This window comes from Ruegeria sp. 6PALISEP08, assembly GCF_001238295.1.
In the GTDB taxonomy this organism is placed as follows: Bacteria; Pseudomonadota; Alphaproteobacteria; order Rhodobacterales; family Rhodobacteraceae; genus Ruegeria.
The window spans coordinates 318,904-336,640 of record NZ_LGXZ01000003.1 but is presented as its reverse complement, the minus strand read 5'-3'; the positions used below and the strand labels follow the sequence as shown (position 1 = coordinate 336,640).

Here is a 17,737-nt window from a genome sequence, read left to right as displayed (position 1 = left end):
AGAAGACCAAGAAGGACAGAGAACGTATGGCGACCATATCGCCCGCTTCTGATTTTGCACCCGCTGCGGCCCCGGCCGCAGCCCCTGCCCGCACGCGTGACCCACGGCTGGATTTTTATCGCGGTATCGCGATGTTCATCATTCTGATCGCCCATATCCCAAATGATCCCTGGGCCAAATGGATACCTGCGCGGTTCGGCTATTCCGACGCGACCGAGATCTTTGTGTTCTGTTCGGGCATGGCCTCGGCCATTGCCTTTGGCGGTGCGTTTCTACGCAAGGGATGGTGGATGGGGACAGCACGTGTCGCCTTCCGTATCTGGCAGGTCTACTGGGCGCATATCTGCCTGTTTTTCTTTGTGGCCATGACCATGGCCGCGCTGGATCAGACCGGTGCGTTCGAGAAAACCTATGTCTCATCCCTGAATCTGCAGCACTTCTTCAACGATCCTGCGTCGCAGATGGTTGGGATTTTTACGCTGACCTATGTGCCTAACTACTTTGACATCCTGCCGATGTATCTGGTGGTCCTGGCGCTGATGCCGCTTTATATGGCGCTCTACCGCGTCAGCTTTTGGCTTATGGCGGCGGTTTGCGTGGCGATCTGGTTAGTCGCTCAGACCGGCGCACTGGCATTGCCGGCTGAGCCATGGTCAAACCGTCAGTGGTTCTTCAACCCGTTTGGCTGGCAACTTCTGTTCTTCACAGGGTTCGCGTTCATGCGCGGTTGGATTCCCGCCCCACCCGTTTCTAAAACCCTGATCTGGGTTGCAATTGCCTTTGTCGTCCTGTCGGCTCCGTTCGGGTCGTGGAAGGTCTTTACCTGGATCAACACCGCCGCGCCTGATCTTGGCGCAACGATCCGTCCGGGCTGGCCCTTGACTGAGGATCTGCGTGGCAAAACAGAATTTGGCCTTCTGCGCTATGTCCACTTCCTGTCACTGGCCTATCTGGGTTGGGTCGCAGCGGGTGAGCATGGTCACCGCCTGATCGCAACAGGTCACAGTATGGGCGCACGCATCTGGCAAACACTGCTGGCGGTTATCACCAAGGTCGGCCAGCAATCCCTTGCGGTCTTTGTGTTTTCCATGGCCGCAGCCCGGTTGATCGGTGTCGCGCTTGACCAATCTGGGCGGGATGTTGCCAGTGTCTTTATCGCCAACATGATTGGCTTTGCGATGATCATCGGCGTGGCTTATCTGGCCGCGTGGTTCAAGTCACAACCCTGGAAGTCGAAGAAATGAACTTTACCCGTCGCGCATTCCTCATCTCGACGACCGCCTTGGCCTTTGCCCCGTCTGCCTATGCAACGGGTGGTGAGGTGCCATTTGACCGTGACTATGTGATCGAGATGGCGCGCGATCTGGCCAGCCGTCCCTATGCGGAACGCGAGATGGTGCCGCAGGAATGGCAGGACCTGACCTATCAGCAGTATCGCTCGATCCGGTTCCGGCTGGACCGGGCGCTGTGGTACGAAACCGAGACGCCGTTCAACGTCGATTTCTTCACACCGGGTTTGTATTTCCCGCGCACCGTGAAAGTTGAAACGGTTGAGAATGGCATGGCCACGCCGATCGCCTTCGATCTGGACATGTTCGACAAGTCCGAAGATGTGCCGCAACTGCCTATCGATGACACGCTGGGCTTTTCGGGCCTGCGCCTTCGGACCGAGATGCACCGCCCCGGCAAAACAGATGAATTCTGCGTCTGGCAAGGGGCCAGCTATTTCCGCGCCATAGGCTTGCACGAGGTTTATGGCCTGTCCGCGCGTGGTCTTGCCCTGAAAACCGGCGATCCGGATGGCGAGGAATTCCCCGAGTTCATCCGCTTCTGGCTGGAACGCCCCGCACCCGGTCAGCGCAATATGGTTGTGCATGCCCTGATGGACAGCCCCAGCGTGACCGGAGCCTATCGGTTCAACGTCACGGCGGGTGCAGATTGCATCATGGATGTCGAGGCAACCTTGTTCCCGCGCGAAGAGCTGCCCCATGTGGGCATTGCACCGGGTACTTCGATGTTCCTGTACGACCAGACCAATCACAGCCGGTTCGACGATTTCCGCCCTGCTGTTCACGACAGCGATGGGCTGCTGATCCGCAATGGCGCGGGCGAGGTTCTGTGGCGTCCGTTGGCCAACCCGACCCGGCTGCAAATCTCGTCCTTTGTTGACACGAATCCGCGCGGTTTTGGCCTGATGCAGCGCAAGCGCGAGTTTTCGGATTACGCAGATCTTGAGGCCAATTATCACAAACGTCCGGGTCTTTGGGTCGAGCCCAATGAAGATTGGGGCAAAGGCACCGTGACGCTGGTTGAAATTCCGGCAGATCAGGAAATCTATGACAACATTGTCGCCTATTGGCGCCCGGCTGAGCCCTATGCCGCTGGCAGTCAGGTCGACCTGTCCTATCGCCTGATCTGGGGGGAAGAACCCCAGCGTACGCCGATGCCGCGGGTAATCAACACCGCGATGGGCGAAAACACCTTTGGTGAGGGTCGTCTGGCCGTTATCGATTTTGAACACAGCGATCTGTTCGATGATATCGATGCGATCTCGATCTTTGTTGACTCGCCTCATGCCGAAACCTCGGACGGGGTTCTGCAACGCAATCCTGATACCGGCGGCTTGCGACTGGCTTTCTCGTTCGAACCGGGCGAGCGAAACCATGTTGAGCTGCGTGCGCAATTGCTGAAGGACAAACAGCCTGCCTCTGAGGTCTGGCTATATCGTTGGACCACATGAGCCGCGATCTGCATATCATGCCGCCCCAGGCCCCTCTGGCGATGCCCGCGCAGAACTTTGGCGCGCGGTTCCGGGATGCGGATGCACCGTCGGGCAGCCGCGCGGCGTCTGCCGGATTTTGGCGTGCGTTGGCGTTTTCCCCCGCGATGGCGGCAACATTGGGTCTGCTCTGGGTGATGAGCGATTGGTTCAGCGCCGAAGGGATTAACCTGGTCGAAGCGATCCTGTTGGCGCTGATTTCGTTCAACTTCTTCTGGATCTCTTTCACGGTCTGCACGGTGCTTTTGGGTATGGTGTCCCTGTCCAAGCAGGATCGCCCCCAAAAAAGTCACCGCGCGCAGCCGCTACGCGTGGCCCTGCTGACCCCGATCTATAACGAAGTTCCGTGGAACGTGCTGGGCAACGCCCGTACCATGCTTGAAGATTTGCAGACGCGCAGTGGTCGGCACCACTATGCCATGTTCATTTTGTCGGACACGCGCGATCCCGAGATTGCGGCACAGGAACAAGCCAGCGTCGAGGCGTTGCGTACCACGTTAGCTCCGGGGCTGGAGCTCTACTATCGCCGCCGCGAACAGAATACTGACCGTAAAGTGGGCAATATCGCCGACTGGGTCAGCCGTTGGGGTGCAGACTGGGATGCCATGCTGGTACTGGATGCCGACAGCCTGATGACCGGTCGCGCGATCTATCGCCTGACCGATGCGCTGGCGCGTGATCCGGGGGCTGGTCTGATCCAAAGCTATCCGCAACTCATTGGCGCGCAATCGGTTTTTGCCAGGATGCAGCAATTTGCCAACGGCGTCTACGGCATCGCATTTGCCGAAGGCCTGGCGCGTTGGTGCGGGCAAGAGGGCAACTATTGGGGCCATAACGCGATCATCCGCACCAAGGCTTTTGCCACCAGCGCCGGTCTGCCCAAGCTGCGTTCAATCAGCGGTCAGGACAAGCTGATCATGAGCCACGATTTTGTCGAGGCCGGATTGTTGCGCCGCGCCGGTTGGGCCGTGCGTTTCCTGCCGCGCATTCGTGGGTCATACGAAGAAACCCCACCCACCCTCATTGATCACGCCATGCGGGATCGCCGCTGGTGTCAGGGCAACCTGCAACACCTGAAGCTGCTGGGCTCGACCGGGTTCCGCGCCGTGTCGCGCTTTCACATGTTTCATGGCGCGGTCGGATACCTGATGTCCCCCCTGTGGTTCGCACTTTTGCTGATGTGGGCCTTGATCGGTCAGGGTCAGGACGCATCTGTCCTGCACTACTTCAGCCCTGACAACCCTCTGTTCCCGCAATGGCCAGAGATGTCGGAAACCCGGCATGTGCTGATCATTCTGGTCATGTACGCTATGCTTCTGGCCCCCAAGGTGCTGGGTGTTTTGGCTTTACCACTGAGCGGTGTGCACTTTTCAGACTTCGGCGGCGGGCGCAAATTCCTGACTTCGTTTCTGGCTGAGGTGCTGTTGTCCATCCTGTATGCACCGATCCTGATGGTCCAGCAGATGATCGCCGTCTTCCGTACGGCCTTTGGCATCCAGCGTGGCTGGTCGCCTCAGGCCCGCGACGGCGGCACCTATGGTCTGCGCACGCTGATCCTGTGCCATGCCCTTGAAACCGTCAGCGGTGTCGCGCTGAGCGTTGGTATCCTGTCCGGTCTGGTGTCGATCTGGCTGGCTCCGATTGCCATCAGCCTCGCACTGGCGATCCCGCTATCTGCGCTCAGCGGCGTCTCGGCAGGCGCTGCGCGCAAGATGGTCGGAATGCGGGAAGACTTCAGCGAGCCTGCTATCACCCGTTCGGCTCGCCGGTACAGGGATGAGCTGAAGCGGCTGGTCGAAGGCAAAGGCAACATGACCCCGGCAGAATAATCAGCTGCCGGGAAGCCCTTCATACCAATCGACGATCATGTCTGCCCAACCGGCAGGCACAGTATGCCCGCCGGGGAACAGCGCGAACTCTAACGCGCTGCCTTCGGTACATCCGGTCCAGCGGCGGCGCATGAAATCATCCGTGGTGCTGAAGCCGCTGGGCTTGTGATCGACGCAGCCATTGGCTTGGCGCCAAATTTCAAGCCCAGCATAGATATCACCCTGCTGGAAACGCCCGCCGCCCAGCAAGCGACCTTCCAAAGGCACGACATTGTCTGTCCAGCCATGGGTGTGGAACATGCGGATCGGACCTTCGCAAACCTCGGGGTGCGGACGCCAGAAACCTCCGGACACCGGCACATACGCGGAAAACGTGTCAGGAGCCTCACAGGCCAGATAGTTGACCATGAATCCCCCTGCCGAAAATCCGCCCAGCAGGACGCGGTCGGGATCGACGCCAAACCGGTCTGCGGCATCTTGCACGACCTCGGTCAGAAAGGCGGTTTCGTCCCGTTCGCCAAAGCCGGGATAGAAGTTCCAGCTTTTGGTGCCGCCCCGATCCGGTCGCTCCAGACCTTCAGGCGCCATGACCGCATAACCACGTTCCAACAGGGGCTCGACCATCGCGCGATTGCGCATCGTCCCCGATCCGCTGCCGCCATAACCGTGCAGGAACAGGACCATCGGTGCATTGTCCTCATCGGGCAGTTCAATGTGATACGCCCCCATCGGCGTTTCACAAACTGTCTCCTGACCAGCACAACCCGCCCATGCGGCCTGCCCGGTTGCAGCAACAAGTGCGGCCAGACTGAGTGTTCGGATCATCCTGCATCCTCATTAAATTTGCGAACCGGCAGTCCGGCCCTGACCCAACCTGGGCCTGCGGCTGAACCCAGCATACCCTCGGGCACGTCAATGATTTGAGTAAAACCGGCCGCTATGAGTTGGTTGCTTAAACGCGCTGAGCGCACCCCGCGCGCACAGATTAACGCCACTGGCGCATCCAGTTGACCGCCGGTCAACTGCTGCAATGCCTCAACGAAGTCTTCGCGCCGCATATCCAGGGGTGCTGCACCTTCGCCAATGCCCGAGGCGCGCCATTCACGCGGCGTTCGTATGTCGACCAACAGGATGCGTCCTTTGCGGGCTTGTTCATGCGCCGTTTCAACGCTGATCCGCTCACCACCGTGATCTTCGGGGATCAACCGAATTTCCCGGATCGCAAACCCCGCAGCGAGCGCAACACCACCGCCAATCAACACCCATCTTCGGGTTCGGTTCACTTGCTCGGTCACCGGTTGCCTCCTGTTCGATGCCCCTTGATCTAGCACATGTGGCCGGAAACGAATGCCTTTAAACCTTTGATCAGGATCAAGATCGCGTCATTTTTTCGCAGGTCCACCGAATAGCTGACTGTTTCAGTAGAACTTTGTGAACAAGTTACAATATCTGGACAGTCGAGAAAATATCCTTACAAAATTGACTTCACCCTGACCGCTCAGACCGGAGTATCGCATTTGTCTCTATTCCTTATCGCGGCCCTTCCTTTCCTTGGTGCTGTATTCCCTGCTCTGCTGATCCGTGCAGGCAGAAACGCGGCTGCATCTGCTGCAGCGTTGACCACGTTTCTGGCCCTTATGGGTTTGCTGATCCACATCCCATCGATCATGCGCGGAGACGTTGTGACCGCCCGGTTCGACTGGATTCCGGGGCTTGGCCTGAACGCGAACTTCATGTTGGACGGGTTGGGCTTTCTGTTCGCCCTGCTGATTTTGGGCATCGGTCTGCTGATCATCCTTTATGCGCGGTTCTACCTGTCGCGCGAAGATCCGATGGGGCAGTTCTATACCTATCTGCTGTTGTTTCAGGGCGCGATGGTCGGGATTGTCCTGTCTGACAACATCCTGCTATTGATTATTTTCTGGGAACTTACCTCGCTCAGCTCATTCCTGCTGATCGGCTACTGGAAGCACCTGCCCGAAGGCCGTCAAGGTGCGCGGATGGCGCTGGCCGTCACTGGCGGCGGCGGATTGGCAATGATCGCTGGGATGCTGATCCTGGGAAATATCGTGGGCTCGTATGATCTGAGTGTCATTTTACAAAGCAAAGAACTGATCCAAGCCTCGCCCTACTACCTGCCCGCGCTGATCCTAATCCTGCTGGGCGCTTTCACCAAATCGGCGCAGTTCCCCTTTCATTTCTGGCTACCTCACGCCATGGCCGCGCCGACGCCTGTGTCTGCTTATCTGCACTCTGCCACCATGGTGAAGGCTGGTCTGTTCCTGATGGCGCGGATGTGGCCGGTTTTGGCCGGGACAGATGCGTGGTTCTATATTGTTGCCACCACCGGTCTGGTGACGATGCTGTTGGGTGCGGTGATTGCGCTGTTCAAGGATGACCTGAAGGCCCTGCTGGCGTTTTCGACCGTTTCACATCTGGGCCTGATCACCATGCTGTTGGGTTTCGGCACGAAATTCGCAGCCGTTGCGGCGGTGTTCCACATCATCAATCACGCGACCTTCAAAGCCGCGCTGTTTATGACAGCCGGGATCGTCGATCATGAGACCGGAACACGAGACGTCAAGCGGTTGGGCGGTTTGCGCCATTTGATGCCGATCACCTTCACGATCGGCACCATCGCCGCGCTGTCGATGGCCGGTTTGCCACCCCTGAACGGCTTCCTGTCAAAAGAGATGATGCTGGAAGAGACCGTGCACACCACATGGTTGAATTCACCCTATCTGGTGCCGGGGCTGGCCTTGCTCGCATCTCTGTTTTCCGCAGCCTATTCCTTCCGTTTCGTGAGCCACGTGTTCCTTGGCCCGCAGCGCGACGATTACCCTGCCCATCCGCATGACCCACCCGTTGGTCTGTGGATTGCGCCCGCTTTCCTGGTGGTGCTTGTCATTCTGATCGGCCTTTATTCGGCGGCCATTGTCGGTCCGTTGGTCGCTGTGGTCTCCAGCGCCGTGATCGGTGGCGAAAAGCTGCCCTACTACTCGCTGAAACTGTGGCATGGTTTTGTGCCTGCCCTTTACATGTCTATCGTGGCAACGCTGGGCGGTCTGTTCCTGCTGTCGATGCACAAACGCGGTGAGCAGCTTTGGAACGCTCTGCCCCGACCCGAAGCCAAGGTGATATTCGAGGCCATCATCAACGCCTTCACCCGTCTCAGCCAGTGGGTCACGGATGAGCTGCACAATGGTGTCCTCAGCCGATATGCGATCATATTCGTCGCCTTCACCGTTGGGCTTGGCTACTACGCCTACACAACCGGCACGATTGGTGTTGAAACCCGCGTTCCGCTGCCTGCACAGATTATCCCGATCATCGGCTGGATCTGTCTGGTGGGTGCGACGCTGGGTATCATGTGGTTCCACCGCAATCGCCTGCTTTCACTGGTGCTGATTGGCGTTGTTGGCCTGATCGTTTCGGTTGCCTTCAACTATCTGTCCGCGCCGGACCTGGCACTGACACAGATTTCGGTTGAAGTTGTCACCATGATCCTGCTGTTGCTGTCGCTGAACTTCCTGCCCACGGAAACCCCGTGGGACAGTTCAGCCGCGCGGCGCTGGCGCGATGCTGCGATCTCGGTTGTTGCGGGTATCGGGACAGGCGCGTTGATCTACGCCATCATGCTGCGTGACTTTGCCTTCCCAACGATCTCGGACTTCCATCTGGCCAATTCTTACAAAGGCGGTGGCGGAACCAATGTGGTGAACGTCATTCTAGTCGACTTCCGGGGCTTTGATACCTTTGGTGAGATCATCGTTCTGGGTATCGCGGCACTGATCATCTTTGCCCTGACCGAGGCGGTTCTGAGCACAAATGTACGCGGCTATCTGCTGAACCGTAAACCGCATTGGCCGCAATCGGGGGATTCGCATCCTCTGATGATGGTGGTTGCAACCCGTGTGATGATGCCGATTGCCCTGATGGTGGGGGCCTACATCTTCTTCCGGGGCCACAACCAGCCGGGTGGCGGCTTTATCGCCGGTCTGGTCGTCGCCATCGCCTATCTGATGCAATACATGGCCAGCGGCTACACTTGGGCGATTGAACGGCAGAGGTTCTACTACCACGGCACGATCGGCTGGGGCGTTCTGATTGCCGCTGCGACCGGACTGGGCGCATGGTTTAACGAGCGTCCCTTCCTGACCAGCGATTTCGGCTACATCAACTGGCCCCCGCTGGAGGAGTTCGAATGGGCCACCGCCATGCTGTTTGACACGGGCGTGTTCCTTGCAGTTCTGGGCGCTGTAATGCTGGCGCTGGACAGCCTGTCGCGCTTTGCTTGGCAACCGGGTATGGCGCGGGAATTCCCGATGGACATCAACCCGCTGCGGGATGACCCCAAAGACGAAGACAAAGAGAAGGAGCAGGCCTGATGGAAGCGCTCGTAGCCTCTGCCGTAGGCATTATGACCGCCGCCGGGATTTTCCTGATCCTGCGTCGCCGGACCTTCCCGGTCATTCTTGGCCTGTCACTGATAACCTATGCGGTGAACGTGTTCTTGTTCGCGACGGGACGGTTGGCGCTGAATGCACCTGCCGTTCTGAACAAATATGAAGAGGTCCCCTATACCGACCCGCTGCCACAGGCGCTGGTGCTGACGGCTATTGTGATCTCTTTTGGGATGACCGCCGTGATCGTGATGATCGCGCTTTCGGCCTATTTGTCCTCGAAAGATGACCATATCGACATGAGCCCGCAGGATAGCGTGGACGCGCCGGGAGAAGACGCATGAACCACTGGATCGTTGCGCCGATTGTTCTTCCCGCGATCCTGGCCCCGTTCATCATCATGGTCCTGCGATATCATCTGGACCTGCAACGTATCTTCTCGGTCGCGGGCGTTGTCGCGCTGCTCGGCATTGCCCTGACCATCACTGCGCAAGCATCGGGTGGAGAGATCCAAGTTTATGAGCTTGGCAACTGGCCTGCGCCCTTCGGAATTGTCATGGTGCTGGACCGGCTGTCGGCCATGATGGTGCTGCTCACGGCGCTGCTTGCCCTGCCCATTGTGCTTTATGCCATCGCCTCTGGCTGGGATGATCGAGGCAAGCATTTCCACGCATTGTTCCATTTCCAACTGATGGGTGTCTGCGGAGCTTTCCTGACAGGCGACGCATTCAACCTGTTCGTCTTCTTCGAGGTACTGCTGATCGCTTCTTACGGTCTGATGACCCACGGCGGGGGCTCGGTTCGGTTGAAAGCAGGCGTGCAATACGTGGCCTATAATCTGTTGGGCTCGACCCTGTTTCTGTTTGCCTTGGGGACGATCTATGGCGTCACCGGCACGCTGAACATGGCGGACATCGCTTTGCGCGTTGCCGAAATTCCAGCCGAGGACACCGCCCTTCTGAGGGTTGGTGCAGTGCTTTTGCTGCTGGTTTTCTGCATCAAGGCCGCCGTATTGCCGTTGCATTTCTGGCTTCCCGCCAGCTACGCCAACGCCCCGCTTCCTGTAGCTGCCCTGTTTGCCATCATGACCAAGGTCGGCGCCTATTCGATCATGCGAATGTACACGCTGGCCTTCGGACCCGAGGTCGAAGCGACCCAGGGGTTGGTTAGCGATTGGCTGCAACCCGCCGCGCTTGTAACCTTGGCCGTTGGGGCCATCGGTATTTTGGGATCACAGCACATAGCGCGCATGGTGGCGTTCTGCGCTATCGCCTCGATGGGTACCCTGCTGATCGCAATCTCGCAATTCACACCGGATGCGATGGCCGCTGCGCTCTATTATGTGTTCCACTCGACGCTGGCGACTGCGCTGCTGTTCCTGGTGGCTGATCTGGTGATGGAGCGGCGCGGTGGTGCCATAACGCCAACCACACCCATGCCGCAAAACGGGCTGATCTCGGCGCTGTTCTTTGTCGGAGCCATCGCGATGGCAGGAATGCCGCCGCTGTCAGGTTTCATCGGCAAGCTGCTGGTTCTGGACGCGTCCCGCGATGCATCGGATGCCACTGCGGTCTGGGCCGTGATCCTGATCGGATCTTTCGTAACCATTGTTGGTCTCGCCCGCGCGGGTACGCTGATCTTCTGGAAAAGTCACGACGCTCAGGTTGTTACCGTCAAAGACCCAATCGAAGGAGAAGAAGCGCCTGCCCCCCTCGCCCCGGAACCACAACCCGGCCTTGCTGTCACAGCCGTGTTCGGGATGGTGGCGGGTCTGATCCTGCTGACCCTGTTTGCGGGCCCGGCGCTGGAGTACACAAGCAAAACCGCGGAACAGTTGTTTGCGCCTGAAAACTACATCTCTGCCGTATTGGGAAGGGAAGAGTGATGAAACTGCTACACCGGATTTTTCCGCACCCTCATCTGACCTTTCTGCTGACATTCGTCTGGGTGTTGCTGGCCAATAACGGGTCGTTGAACTCGTTGGTGTTTGGCCTGATCCTGGGGATCATCATCCCCTTCATCACGCAACCCTATTGGCCGGATCGCCCCAAGCTGCGCAATTGGCCGATGGTGGTAGAATATATGCTGGTCGTGCTTTGGGACATTGTTGTTGCAAACGTCACTGTTGCCCGGATCATCCTGTTCAAGCGAGATGCCGACCGCCAACCCAACTGGATCTGTGTCCCGCTGGAACTGCGCACGCCTGAGGCGATCACCGTTCTTGCTGGCACCATCACCATGACCCCGGGCACCGTCAGTTGCGATCTGTCGGCACAAGGGCATAACCTTCTGGTCCATTGTCTTGATGCGCCCAACCCCGAAGAGGTGCGCGATCAGATCAAGCAGCGCTATGAGCGCAGGCTAAAGGAGATTTTCGAATGATTTTGGAATATGCCATCTGGTTCGCCTTTGCCTGTTTCGGAGCAGCCATCATGATGTGTCTTTGGCGGATCATCACCGCTGACGGCGTCGGTACCCGCGTTCTGGCGCTGGACACGATGGTGATCAACACCATCGCCCTGATGATCCTTTATGGTCTGGATCAAGGTACCGAGATTTTTTTCGAGGCCGCCATGATCATCGCCATGCTCGGCTTTGTCTCAACCGTGGCTTATGCGCGCTTCATGCTGCGCGGAAACATTATCGAGTGAGGGGCCAGCATGACGTTTATCATTGAGCTTCTGATCGCCTTTTTCTTGATCATGTCGGGGATCTTCGGTTTTGTCGGATCCTTTGGCATGATCAAATTGAAAGACCCAATGTCCCGCCTGCACGCGCCCACCAAAGCAACGACACTGGGCGTCGGCGGTGTGCTTCTGGCCTCGATCACGCATTCTGTCCTGCTGGAAGGCAAACTGTCATTGCACGAGCTGCTGATCACACTGTTTTTGTTCCTGACTGCACCGATCACGGCGCTGTTCATTGCAAAATGGCACATTCATCGTCATGAAAAGCCTCAGGATCTGCCGGATGCGGGTGAGGATGAGCTTTGGGCCACCCACGCGGTCGAGCAGGTCGAAAACGTCCCGGACCATAGCGCGAATTAAATCCAATGCATTCACCTCCGCTGCCTTTAACCCGCGATCTGGTTCTTGTTGGCGGCGGTCACACCCACGCGTTGCTGTTGCGAAAATGGGGTATGAATCCCCTTCCCGGCGCCCGGGTAACCGTGATCAACCCTGGCCCCACCGCCCCATATTCCGGGATGCTACCGGGATATGTCGCGGGACATTACGATCGGTTGGAATTGGACATCGATCTTGTCAAACTCGCACGCTTTGCAGACGCACGTGTCATTCTGGGCGCAGTTGAGGGGATCGATACCGACACACATCAGGTGCATGTTCCCGGACACCCGCCGGTCGGGTTCGATGTGGCCTCGGTCAATGTTGGCATCACGTCGGATATGCCCACACTGCCGGGCTTTGCCGAACATGCCATTCCCGCCAAACCTTTGGGCCGATTTGCCGCGCGTTGGGCTGACTACTTGAACCATGATGGCCCTGCGGCAGTGGCGGTGATCGGCGGAGGCGTCGCCGGGGCCGAATTGGTCATGGCCATGGCACATGCTCTCAAGGCCAAGGGGCGAGCAGCGCAGGTCACACTCATCGACAATGCGTCGATCCTGACGGCCACCAAACCCAAGGCGGCGGCCACGATCCGACGGGCCATGCAGGATCTGGGTGTGCAGGTCATCGAAAACGCTGTGATCACCCGGATCGCCGCTGATCACGTCGAGTTGCAGGACGGCCGCGCAATCCCCGCCTATTTCGTGACCGGAGCCGCCGGCGCGCGCCCTTATGATTGGGTCGCAAAATCTGGGCTGGACCTGCAGGGCGGGTACATCCGGGTGAACGGCTATCTTCAATCCAGCGACCCCGCTGTGTTTGCGGCCGGAGATTGCGCCCATTTGTCGGACAACCCGCGGCCCAAGGCAGGCGTTTACGCGGTTCGCGAAGCACCCGTTCTTTTCGACAATCTGCGTGCCGCGCTGGGGGCGGGACGGATGCGCAAATATGTTCCGCAGAAGGATTACCTCAAACTGATTTCTCTGGGCGGCAAATCCGCGCTGGGTGAGCGTTTGGGTACATCGTTCAGCGGCCCGATGATGTGGAAATGGAAGAACCACATCGACCAAACCTTCATGAACAGGTTCCGCGACCTGCCACAAATGAAGGTTCCTGAATTACCGCACGACCGGGCCTTTGGGTTGGATGATGCGCTTGGGGAAAAGCCAATGTGCGGCGGATGCGGGGCCAAGGTCGGACGCGATGCGTTACAGGCCGCACTGAAATCGCAACCGGCCCCGACCCGCGAAGATATCACCCCCCTGCCCGGCGATGACGCAGCGTTGTTACAGACGGGTGGCGTTCAGCAGGTCATGACTTCGGATCACCTGCGGGCTTTCACCAATGATCCCGCCTTTATGGCGCGCATCGCTGCTGTTCACGCTTTGGGGGATATCTGGGCCATGGGTGCCACGCCTCAGGCCTCCACGGCGACGATCATCCTGCCCCGTATGTCTGCCACTCTTCAGGCCCGCACCATGTCGGAAATCATGGCAAGTGCTGGCGACGTCATGAGAGAGGCCGGGGCCGAGATTGTGGGCGGGCACAGTTCCATGGGCGACGAGATGACCATTGGGTTTACGATAACCGGCCTGTGTGAAACCCCACCGATCACGTTGGCGGGCGGGCGGCCGGGTGATCGGTTGATCCTGACCAAGCCCTTGGGCAGCGGCGTTCTGATGGCTGCGGAAATGGCCGGTTTGGCGGACGGAACCTGGGTCGCGGCCACTTTTCAGCACATGACCCAGCCGCAAGGAAAAGCGGCCCGTATACTGGCCAAAGCCCACGCGATGACCGACGTGACCGGGTTTGGTTTGGCCGGGCACCTGCAAGGTATCTGCGACGCCTCCAACTGTGGTGCCATTCTTGATCTGGACGCGGTTGAGGTCATGGACGGTGCAATGGAGCTGTCGGAACAGAGCGTGCGGTCAACGATCTTTGCCGACAACCGGGCGATTGCCCTGGATCTGCCCGCTGAAGGCAAAGCCGCTTTGTTGTTTGATCCGCAAACGGCCGGTGGTTTGCTGGCGGCTGTCGATGCCACAGCGGCCGATGCCTTGATCGAGGACTTGAAGGCCGCAGGATACCCTGCCGTAATCATTGGCGAATTGACAGATACACCGGGCCTGCGGCTTCAAAGCTGATCCAGCAGGCTTTCGATTTGGGCCGCCGCTGTTGCAAGGCCGTCGTCGTCCAAGGACGCAATATCGAATTTGGCCAGCACCTCTAATGACCGCGACCGTCGTGACTTGGTGTAGGCCGGGTCGTAATGCTGTTCCATCAACGCTTGCGTCAGCGCTTGTTTTTGTCCCGTATCGATCAGGTGCATCCACCCTTCAACAACCTCGTGTCCGCGATGAAAGCGCAGTGGGGAAAGCCGATCTCGCAAACGGTCGCAATCGGACAATATGTCGTCATATGCCCGAACCAGATAGGCGGCGCGTGCTTCAATCGGCGCCGCGACGTGGATTCGAGGCGCAGCGCATAACGTAGTCCAAAGGCTGGGCGGCAAATTCAGACTGCCGATTTTCGAAGACTCCGCTTCGACCACGACCGGGCGCGCTGGATCCATCGCGCAAAGCGCGGCGGACAACGCCGATTCGAACGCCTTTTGGCTTGGCTGCCCTCCTGGGCGTTCCCCCAGCAATGACCCCCGGTGATTGGCCAAAGCCTCGAGGTCCAGAACCTGAACGCCGCGCCTTTGCAGCAGAGCCAGCAGATCGGTCTTGGCCGTTCCGGTATAGCCATCCAGAGCGATCAATCGATGCGTTAGAGAATCATCATACAAATACGCACTTACCAAGCGGCGGTACGTGCGATAGCCACCGTCAATCACATCCGCCCGCCAACCGATTTGCTGCAACATCCAGGTGAACGAACCCGAACGCTGCCCGCCCCGCCAGCAATAGACCAAAGGCTTCCAGCTACCTTCGTGATGGCTGAGGTGTTGTTCGATGTGATTGGCCGCATTGCGGAACACAAGCGCCGCCCCCAGTTTGCGCGCCAGAAACGGGCTTTCCTGCACATAGATGGTCCCGACGCGAGCACGTTCCTCGTCGTTCAGAACCGGCAGATTTATCGCGCCTGGCAGATGATCCTCAGCATACTCCGCAGGGCTACGCACGTCGATGACCGTGTCATAGCCATGTGCATAAAGCTGCGTCAGATCGGGGAAATTCAAAGCCATGCCAAAGGTCTAACTTGCCGTGTTTCGAATGGAAAGACCACGCGCCCTTATCCGTCGAAAGGTTCGATCAGATCGGGCCCACTGGCACGGTTTGAGTTCACTGCCGGATCAACACGATGGAAGGCCAATACATCATTCGCACCCGGCTGCATCAGACGCGCAGCCCCCTTTCCCGCTTCCCCCAGCCACAATGGCCAGTCTTCGGGTTCCAAAACCAAAGGCATCCGGTGATGGATAGAGCTGAGATTTTCGTTGGCTGCCGTCGTGACAATTGCGCAGGTGCCCTGACGGTTTTCATCCGCCCCCCAATCCTGCCAGACCCCTGCAAATGCAATCGGTTCCTGATCCTTACGATGAATATACCATGGCAGGCGCGTTCCCTGTTCCGACTTGGTCCATTCAAAAAACCCTGTCGCGACGATCAGACAGCGGCGCGCCCGGCAGGCGTCACGAAAAGCGGGTTTTTCCGCCAAAGTCTCGGACCGCGCGTTGATCAACAACGGCCCAGCCGTTTCAGATTTGTACCAGTGCGGCAGAAATCCCCAACGCAGCGCGTCCAGATGACGGCCTGTCTCGCTGCTGCGCACCACATGTATCTGATTTGTCGGACAAACATTGAAGTTTGGAACGGCCGGTAGCGCATTTGCAGGTCGTGCAGAAAACAGCTGCGCCATGGCGTCATTGGGAAGAGTTATTGCAAACCGTCCGCACATGGGTAATGAACCATCGACATATTCTTGATACAGGCGCAGGATCACACGGGTCACATGAAAAACCAAACGACTCAATCCCTCAAGAGCAAAGCAATTTCCCTTCTGGAAGCAGACAAGCTGCCGCAGGCTTTGAAAAAGGCGCAGCTGGGTGTCAAGAAATTCCCCAAGGACACGGACTTCCACGCCATCGCCGGTTTTGTTCTGACCGAGATGAAGCAATACAAGAAATCCATTCCGCATTTTGTCGAAGCCTCGCGGATGAAGCCGGATGATCCGCAGTTTGTGGAAAACCTCGCCAACGCCCTGATGCAGACCGGCCAGTTTCCCAAAGCGCTGGAATATACCGAACACAAGTTGGAACAGTTCCCCAACAACAAGGAACTGAACCGCGTTCTGGATGAGATACACCTCAAAGGTACGTCCTGGCGTTCGATCATCGAGCACGCGACCAACAAGCTGGCGACTGACCCCGACAATGCCGATTTGTTGACTAAGCGGGCCCGGGCCTATTCCAAGATTGGGTTTGACGAGGAAAACTCCCGCGATATTGCGCGTGCTTATGAGCTTGACCCGGATGACATTAAGATCGCCTTCCAGAAATCGGTGAGTCTGCACCAGAACGGCGACAAGAAGGGATCAACCGAAATTCTACGCCGTATCCTTGAGGAAGATCCTGAGCACGCCCCGACACTGCTGCAATTGTCGACAATGGTCGGCAAAGAGGATGCGGCGAACCTGATGGGTGCTGTTGAGATCGCTATCGCCAATAACGAGAACGAGCTGGTAGAGCTTGAGTTCGCCAAAGCGCATCTGATGTCTCAAACCGACGGTCTGGACACGGCGCTGCCGCAATTTGCATACGCCAATGCGATTCAGCACGACAGCAATCCGTATAACTTTGCGGCAGAAGAGAAAAAACTTCGCAGTATCAAAAGCCTGTTCCCGATCGGCGCAGACATTCCGACCTCTGACAGCACAGATTCACCGATGCCTATCTTTGTAATTGGGCAGCCGCGGTCTGGTACAACGCTGATGGAAATGATGCTCAGTTCTGCGCCAAATATTGCTGGGTGCGGAGAGTTAATGCTAGGCGCGGACCTATCCCAAGACTTCGAGAACGGGAAAACCGCATTCACCGCCGCGAAGGCAGCCGAATATGCGCGGGAATTCCGTAAGCTGATGCCGCCGATCCCTGAAGACTCGGTCGCCTTTGTCGACAAGATGCCCCACAATTTCCAGCGTGTAGGGTTCTTGTTGGCCGCATTCCCGAATGCCAAGGTGATAAACATGCTTCGGGATCCTCGTGATGTCGGCTTGTCCAAGTGGATTCGCCGCTTTCCTGCAGGTGGGATGCGCTATGCATCAAATCTTCAGTCGATTGCTCATTCGGCGAACATGTACCGCCAGTACATGGCGCATTGGCAGTCCGTATTTGGCGACAAGATCCTGACAGTTCCCTATGAAAAGTTGGTGGCCGACCCAGAGACCTACAGCAAACAGGTCTCCGCGTTCTGTGGCATTGAATGGAGCGAGACCATGATGCGACCCGAGGAAAACACCAAACTGGTCAGAACTGCTAGTATCGATCAGGTTCGTAACAAAATCTCAACCAAATCCATCGGCGGGTGGCACGAGGTGGCAGATCATATCAAACCGATGCTGGACGGGTTCGACCCATCACTTTGGCCGGAATACGATTTCAGCTGACCGGTAGAAAAACAGAAAAAGCCGCATCACTTGGATGCGGCTTTCTTGTTT

15 protein-coding genes are annotated in these 17,737 nt (G+C 57.8%); 11 read left to right on the top strand and 4 right to left on the bottom strand.

Annotation, left to right across the window (positions count from 1 at the left end; genetic code table 11):
* Window positions 1-26: 26 nt before the first annotated feature.
* The 3 genes from ALB80_RS07105 to mdoH are packed head-to-tail and all read left to right on the top strand — an operon-like array spanning window position 27 to window position 4,608.
* Entirely contained in the window at window positions 27-1,244 is a 1,218-nt protein-coding gene (locus ALB80_RS07105; protein ID WP_050603324.1) for an OpgC family protein, read from the top strand.
* Window positions 1,241-2,740, top strand: coding sequence for a glucan biosynthesis protein (locus ALB80_RS07100; RefSeq protein WP_050603323.1), 1,500 nt, complete (start codon window positions 1,241-1,243; stop codon window positions 2,738-2,740). Before ALB80_RS07105 ends, ALB80_RS07100 begins: the two co-directional genes overlap by 4 nt.
* Window positions 2,737-4,608, top strand: coding sequence for a glucans biosynthesis glucosyltransferase MdoH (gene mdoH, locus ALB80_RS07095; RefSeq protein WP_050603322.1), 1,872 nt, complete (start codon window positions 2,737-2,739; stop codon window positions 4,606-4,608). The genes ALB80_RS07100 and mdoH overlap by 4 nt, the downstream gene beginning before the upstream one ends.
* On the opposite strand, the gene ALB80_RS07090 is transcribed toward mdoH, so the two are convergent.
* The gene (locus ALB80_RS07090; protein WP_050603321.1) at window positions 4,609-5,433 is read right to left on the bottom strand and encodes a PHB depolymerase family esterase; all 825 of its coding nucleotides are present in this window, start codon (window positions 5,431-5,433) and stop codon (window positions 4,609-4,611) included. It abuts the gene before it with no gap.
* The gene (locus ALB80_RS07085; RefSeq protein WP_050603320.1) at window positions 5,430-5,903 is read right to left on the bottom strand and encodes a rhodanese-like domain-containing protein; all 474 of its coding nucleotides are present in this window, start codon (window positions 5,901-5,903) and stop codon (window positions 5,430-5,432) included. The genes ALB80_RS07090 and ALB80_RS07085 overlap by 4 nt, the downstream gene beginning before the upstream one ends.
* Before the next feature lie 222 nt (window positions 5,904-6,125).
* Here ALB80_RS07085 and ALB80_RS07080 point away from each other — a divergent pair, with 222 nt between their 5' ends.
* From ALB80_RS07080 to selD, 7 genes are read left to right on the top strand one after another with little or no spacing between them, the layout of a single operon-like run.
* Window positions 6,126-8,996 carry a monovalent cation/H+ antiporter subunit A gene (locus ALB80_RS07080; RefSeq protein ID WP_050603319.1) on the top strand — a complete coding sequence of 957 codons (2,871 nt, stop codon included), beginning with the start codon at window positions 6,126-6,128 and terminating at the stop codon, window positions 8,994-8,996.
* Complete coding sequence (locus ALB80_RS07075; RefSeq protein ID WP_050603318.1) at window positions 8,996-9,355, top strand: Na+/H+ antiporter subunit C; 360 nt, start codon at window positions 8,996-8,998, stop codon at window positions 9,353-9,355. The genes ALB80_RS07080 and ALB80_RS07075 overlap by 1 nt, the downstream gene beginning before the upstream one ends.
* Window positions 9,352-10,896 carry a monovalent cation/H+ antiporter subunit D gene (locus ALB80_RS07070; protein ID WP_050603317.1) on the top strand — a complete coding sequence of 515 codons (1,545 nt, stop codon included), beginning with the start codon at window positions 9,352-9,354 and terminating at the stop codon, window positions 10,894-10,896. The genes ALB80_RS07075 and ALB80_RS07070 overlap by 4 nt, the downstream gene beginning before the upstream one ends.
* Window positions 10,896-11,393, top strand: a complete 498-nt coding sequence (locus ALB80_RS07065; RefSeq protein ID WP_050603316.1) for a Na+/H+ antiporter subunit E — start codon at window positions 10,896-10,898, stop codon at window positions 11,391-11,393. The genes ALB80_RS07070 and ALB80_RS07065 overlap by 1 nt, the downstream gene beginning before the upstream one ends.
* Complete coding sequence (locus ALB80_RS07060; RefSeq protein ID WP_371255958.1) at window positions 11,390-11,662, top strand: K+/H+ antiporter subunit F; 273 nt, start codon at window positions 11,390-11,392, stop codon at window positions 11,660-11,662. The genes ALB80_RS07065 and ALB80_RS07060 overlap by 4 nt, the downstream gene beginning before the upstream one ends.
* Before the next feature lie 9 nt (window positions 11,663-11,671).
* Entirely contained in the window at window positions 11,672-12,058 is a 387-nt protein-coding gene (locus tag ALB80_RS07055) for a Na+/H+ antiporter subunit G (RefSeq protein ID WP_050603315.1), read from the top strand.
* Between the two features lie 5 nt (window positions 12,059-12,063).
* Window positions 12,064-14,223, top strand: a complete 2,160-nt coding sequence (gene selD / locus ALB80_RS07050; protein ID WP_050603314.1) for a selenide, water dikinase SelD — start codon at window positions 12,064-12,066, stop codon at window positions 14,221-14,223.
* Here selD and mnmH read toward each other — a convergent pair.
* Window positions 14,214-15,266, bottom strand: a complete 1,053-nt coding sequence (gene mnmH, locus ALB80_RS07045) for a tRNA 2-selenouridine(34) synthase MnmH (protein ID WP_050603313.1) — start codon at window positions 15,264-15,266, stop codon at window positions 14,214-14,216. The two genes, selD and mnmH, sit on opposite strands and share 10 nt — an antisense overlap.
* A gap of 47 nt (window positions 15,267-15,313) precedes the next feature.
* Complete coding sequence (locus tag ALB80_RS07040; protein WP_050603380.1) at window positions 15,314-15,979, bottom strand: SOS response-associated peptidase; 666 nt, start codon at window positions 15,977-15,979, stop codon at window positions 15,314-15,316.
* A gap of 54 nt (window positions 15,980-16,033) precedes the next feature.
* Here ALB80_RS07040 and ALB80_RS07035 point away from each other — a divergent pair, with 54 nt between their 5' ends.
* A complete protein-coding gene (locus ALB80_RS07035; protein ID WP_050603312.1) occupies window positions 16,034-17,686 on the top strand; it encodes a sulfotransferase in 1,653 nt (550 codons plus the stop codon).
* Window positions 17,687-17,737 lie beyond the last annotated feature (51 nt).

Bases quoted from the DNA above. Each gene is read 5' to 3' on its own strand.
- ALB80_RS07105 (WP_050603324.1), top strand. From the start codon at position 27: ATGGCGACCATATCGCCCGCTTCTGATTTTGCACCCGCTGCGGCCCCG.
- ALB80_RS07100 (WP_050603323.1), top strand. From the start codon at position 1,241: ATGAACTTTACCCGTCGCGCATTCCTCATCTCGACGACCGCCTTGGCC.
- mdoH (WP_050603322.1), top strand. From the start codon at position 2,737: ATGAGCCGCGATCTGCATATCATGCCGCCCCAGGCCCCTCTGGCGATG.
- ALB80_RS07090 (WP_050603321.1), bottom strand. From the start codon at position 5,433: ATGATCCGAACACTCAGTCTGGCCGCACTTGTTGCTGCAACCGGGCAG.
- ALB80_RS07075 (WP_050603318.1), top strand. From the start codon at position 8,996: ATGGAAGCGCTCGTAGCCTCTGCCGTAGGCATTATGACCGCCGCCGGG.
- ALB80_RS07070 (WP_050603317.1), top strand. From the start codon at position 9,352: ATGAACCACTGGATCGTTGCGCCGATTGTTCTTCCCGCGATCCTGGCC.
- ALB80_RS07065 (WP_050603316.1), top strand. From the start codon at position 10,896: ATGAAACTGCTACACCGGATTTTTCCGCACCCTCATCTGACCTTTCTG.
- ALB80_RS07060 (WP_371255958.1), top strand. From the start codon at position 11,390: ATGATTTTGGAATATGCCATCTGGTTCGCCTTTGCCTGTTTCGGAGCA.
- ALB80_RS07055 (WP_050603315.1), top strand. From the start codon at position 11,672: ATGACGTTTATCATTGAGCTTCTGATCGCCTTTTTCTTGATCATGTCG.
- selD (WP_050603314.1), top strand. From the start codon at position 12,064: ATGCATTCACCTCCGCTGCCTTTAACCCGCGATCTGGTTCTTGTTGGC.
- mnmH (WP_050603313.1), bottom strand. From the start codon at position 15,266: ATGGCTTTGAATTTCCCCGATCTGACGCAGCTTTATGCACATGGCTAT.
- ALB80_RS07040 (WP_050603380.1), bottom strand. From the start codon at position 15,979: ATGTGCGGACGGTTTGCAATAACTCTTCCCAATGACGCCATGGCGCAG.
- ALB80_RS07035 (WP_050603312.1), top strand. From the start codon at position 16,034: ATGAAAAACCAAACGACTCAATCCCTCAAGAGCAAAGCAATTTCCCTT.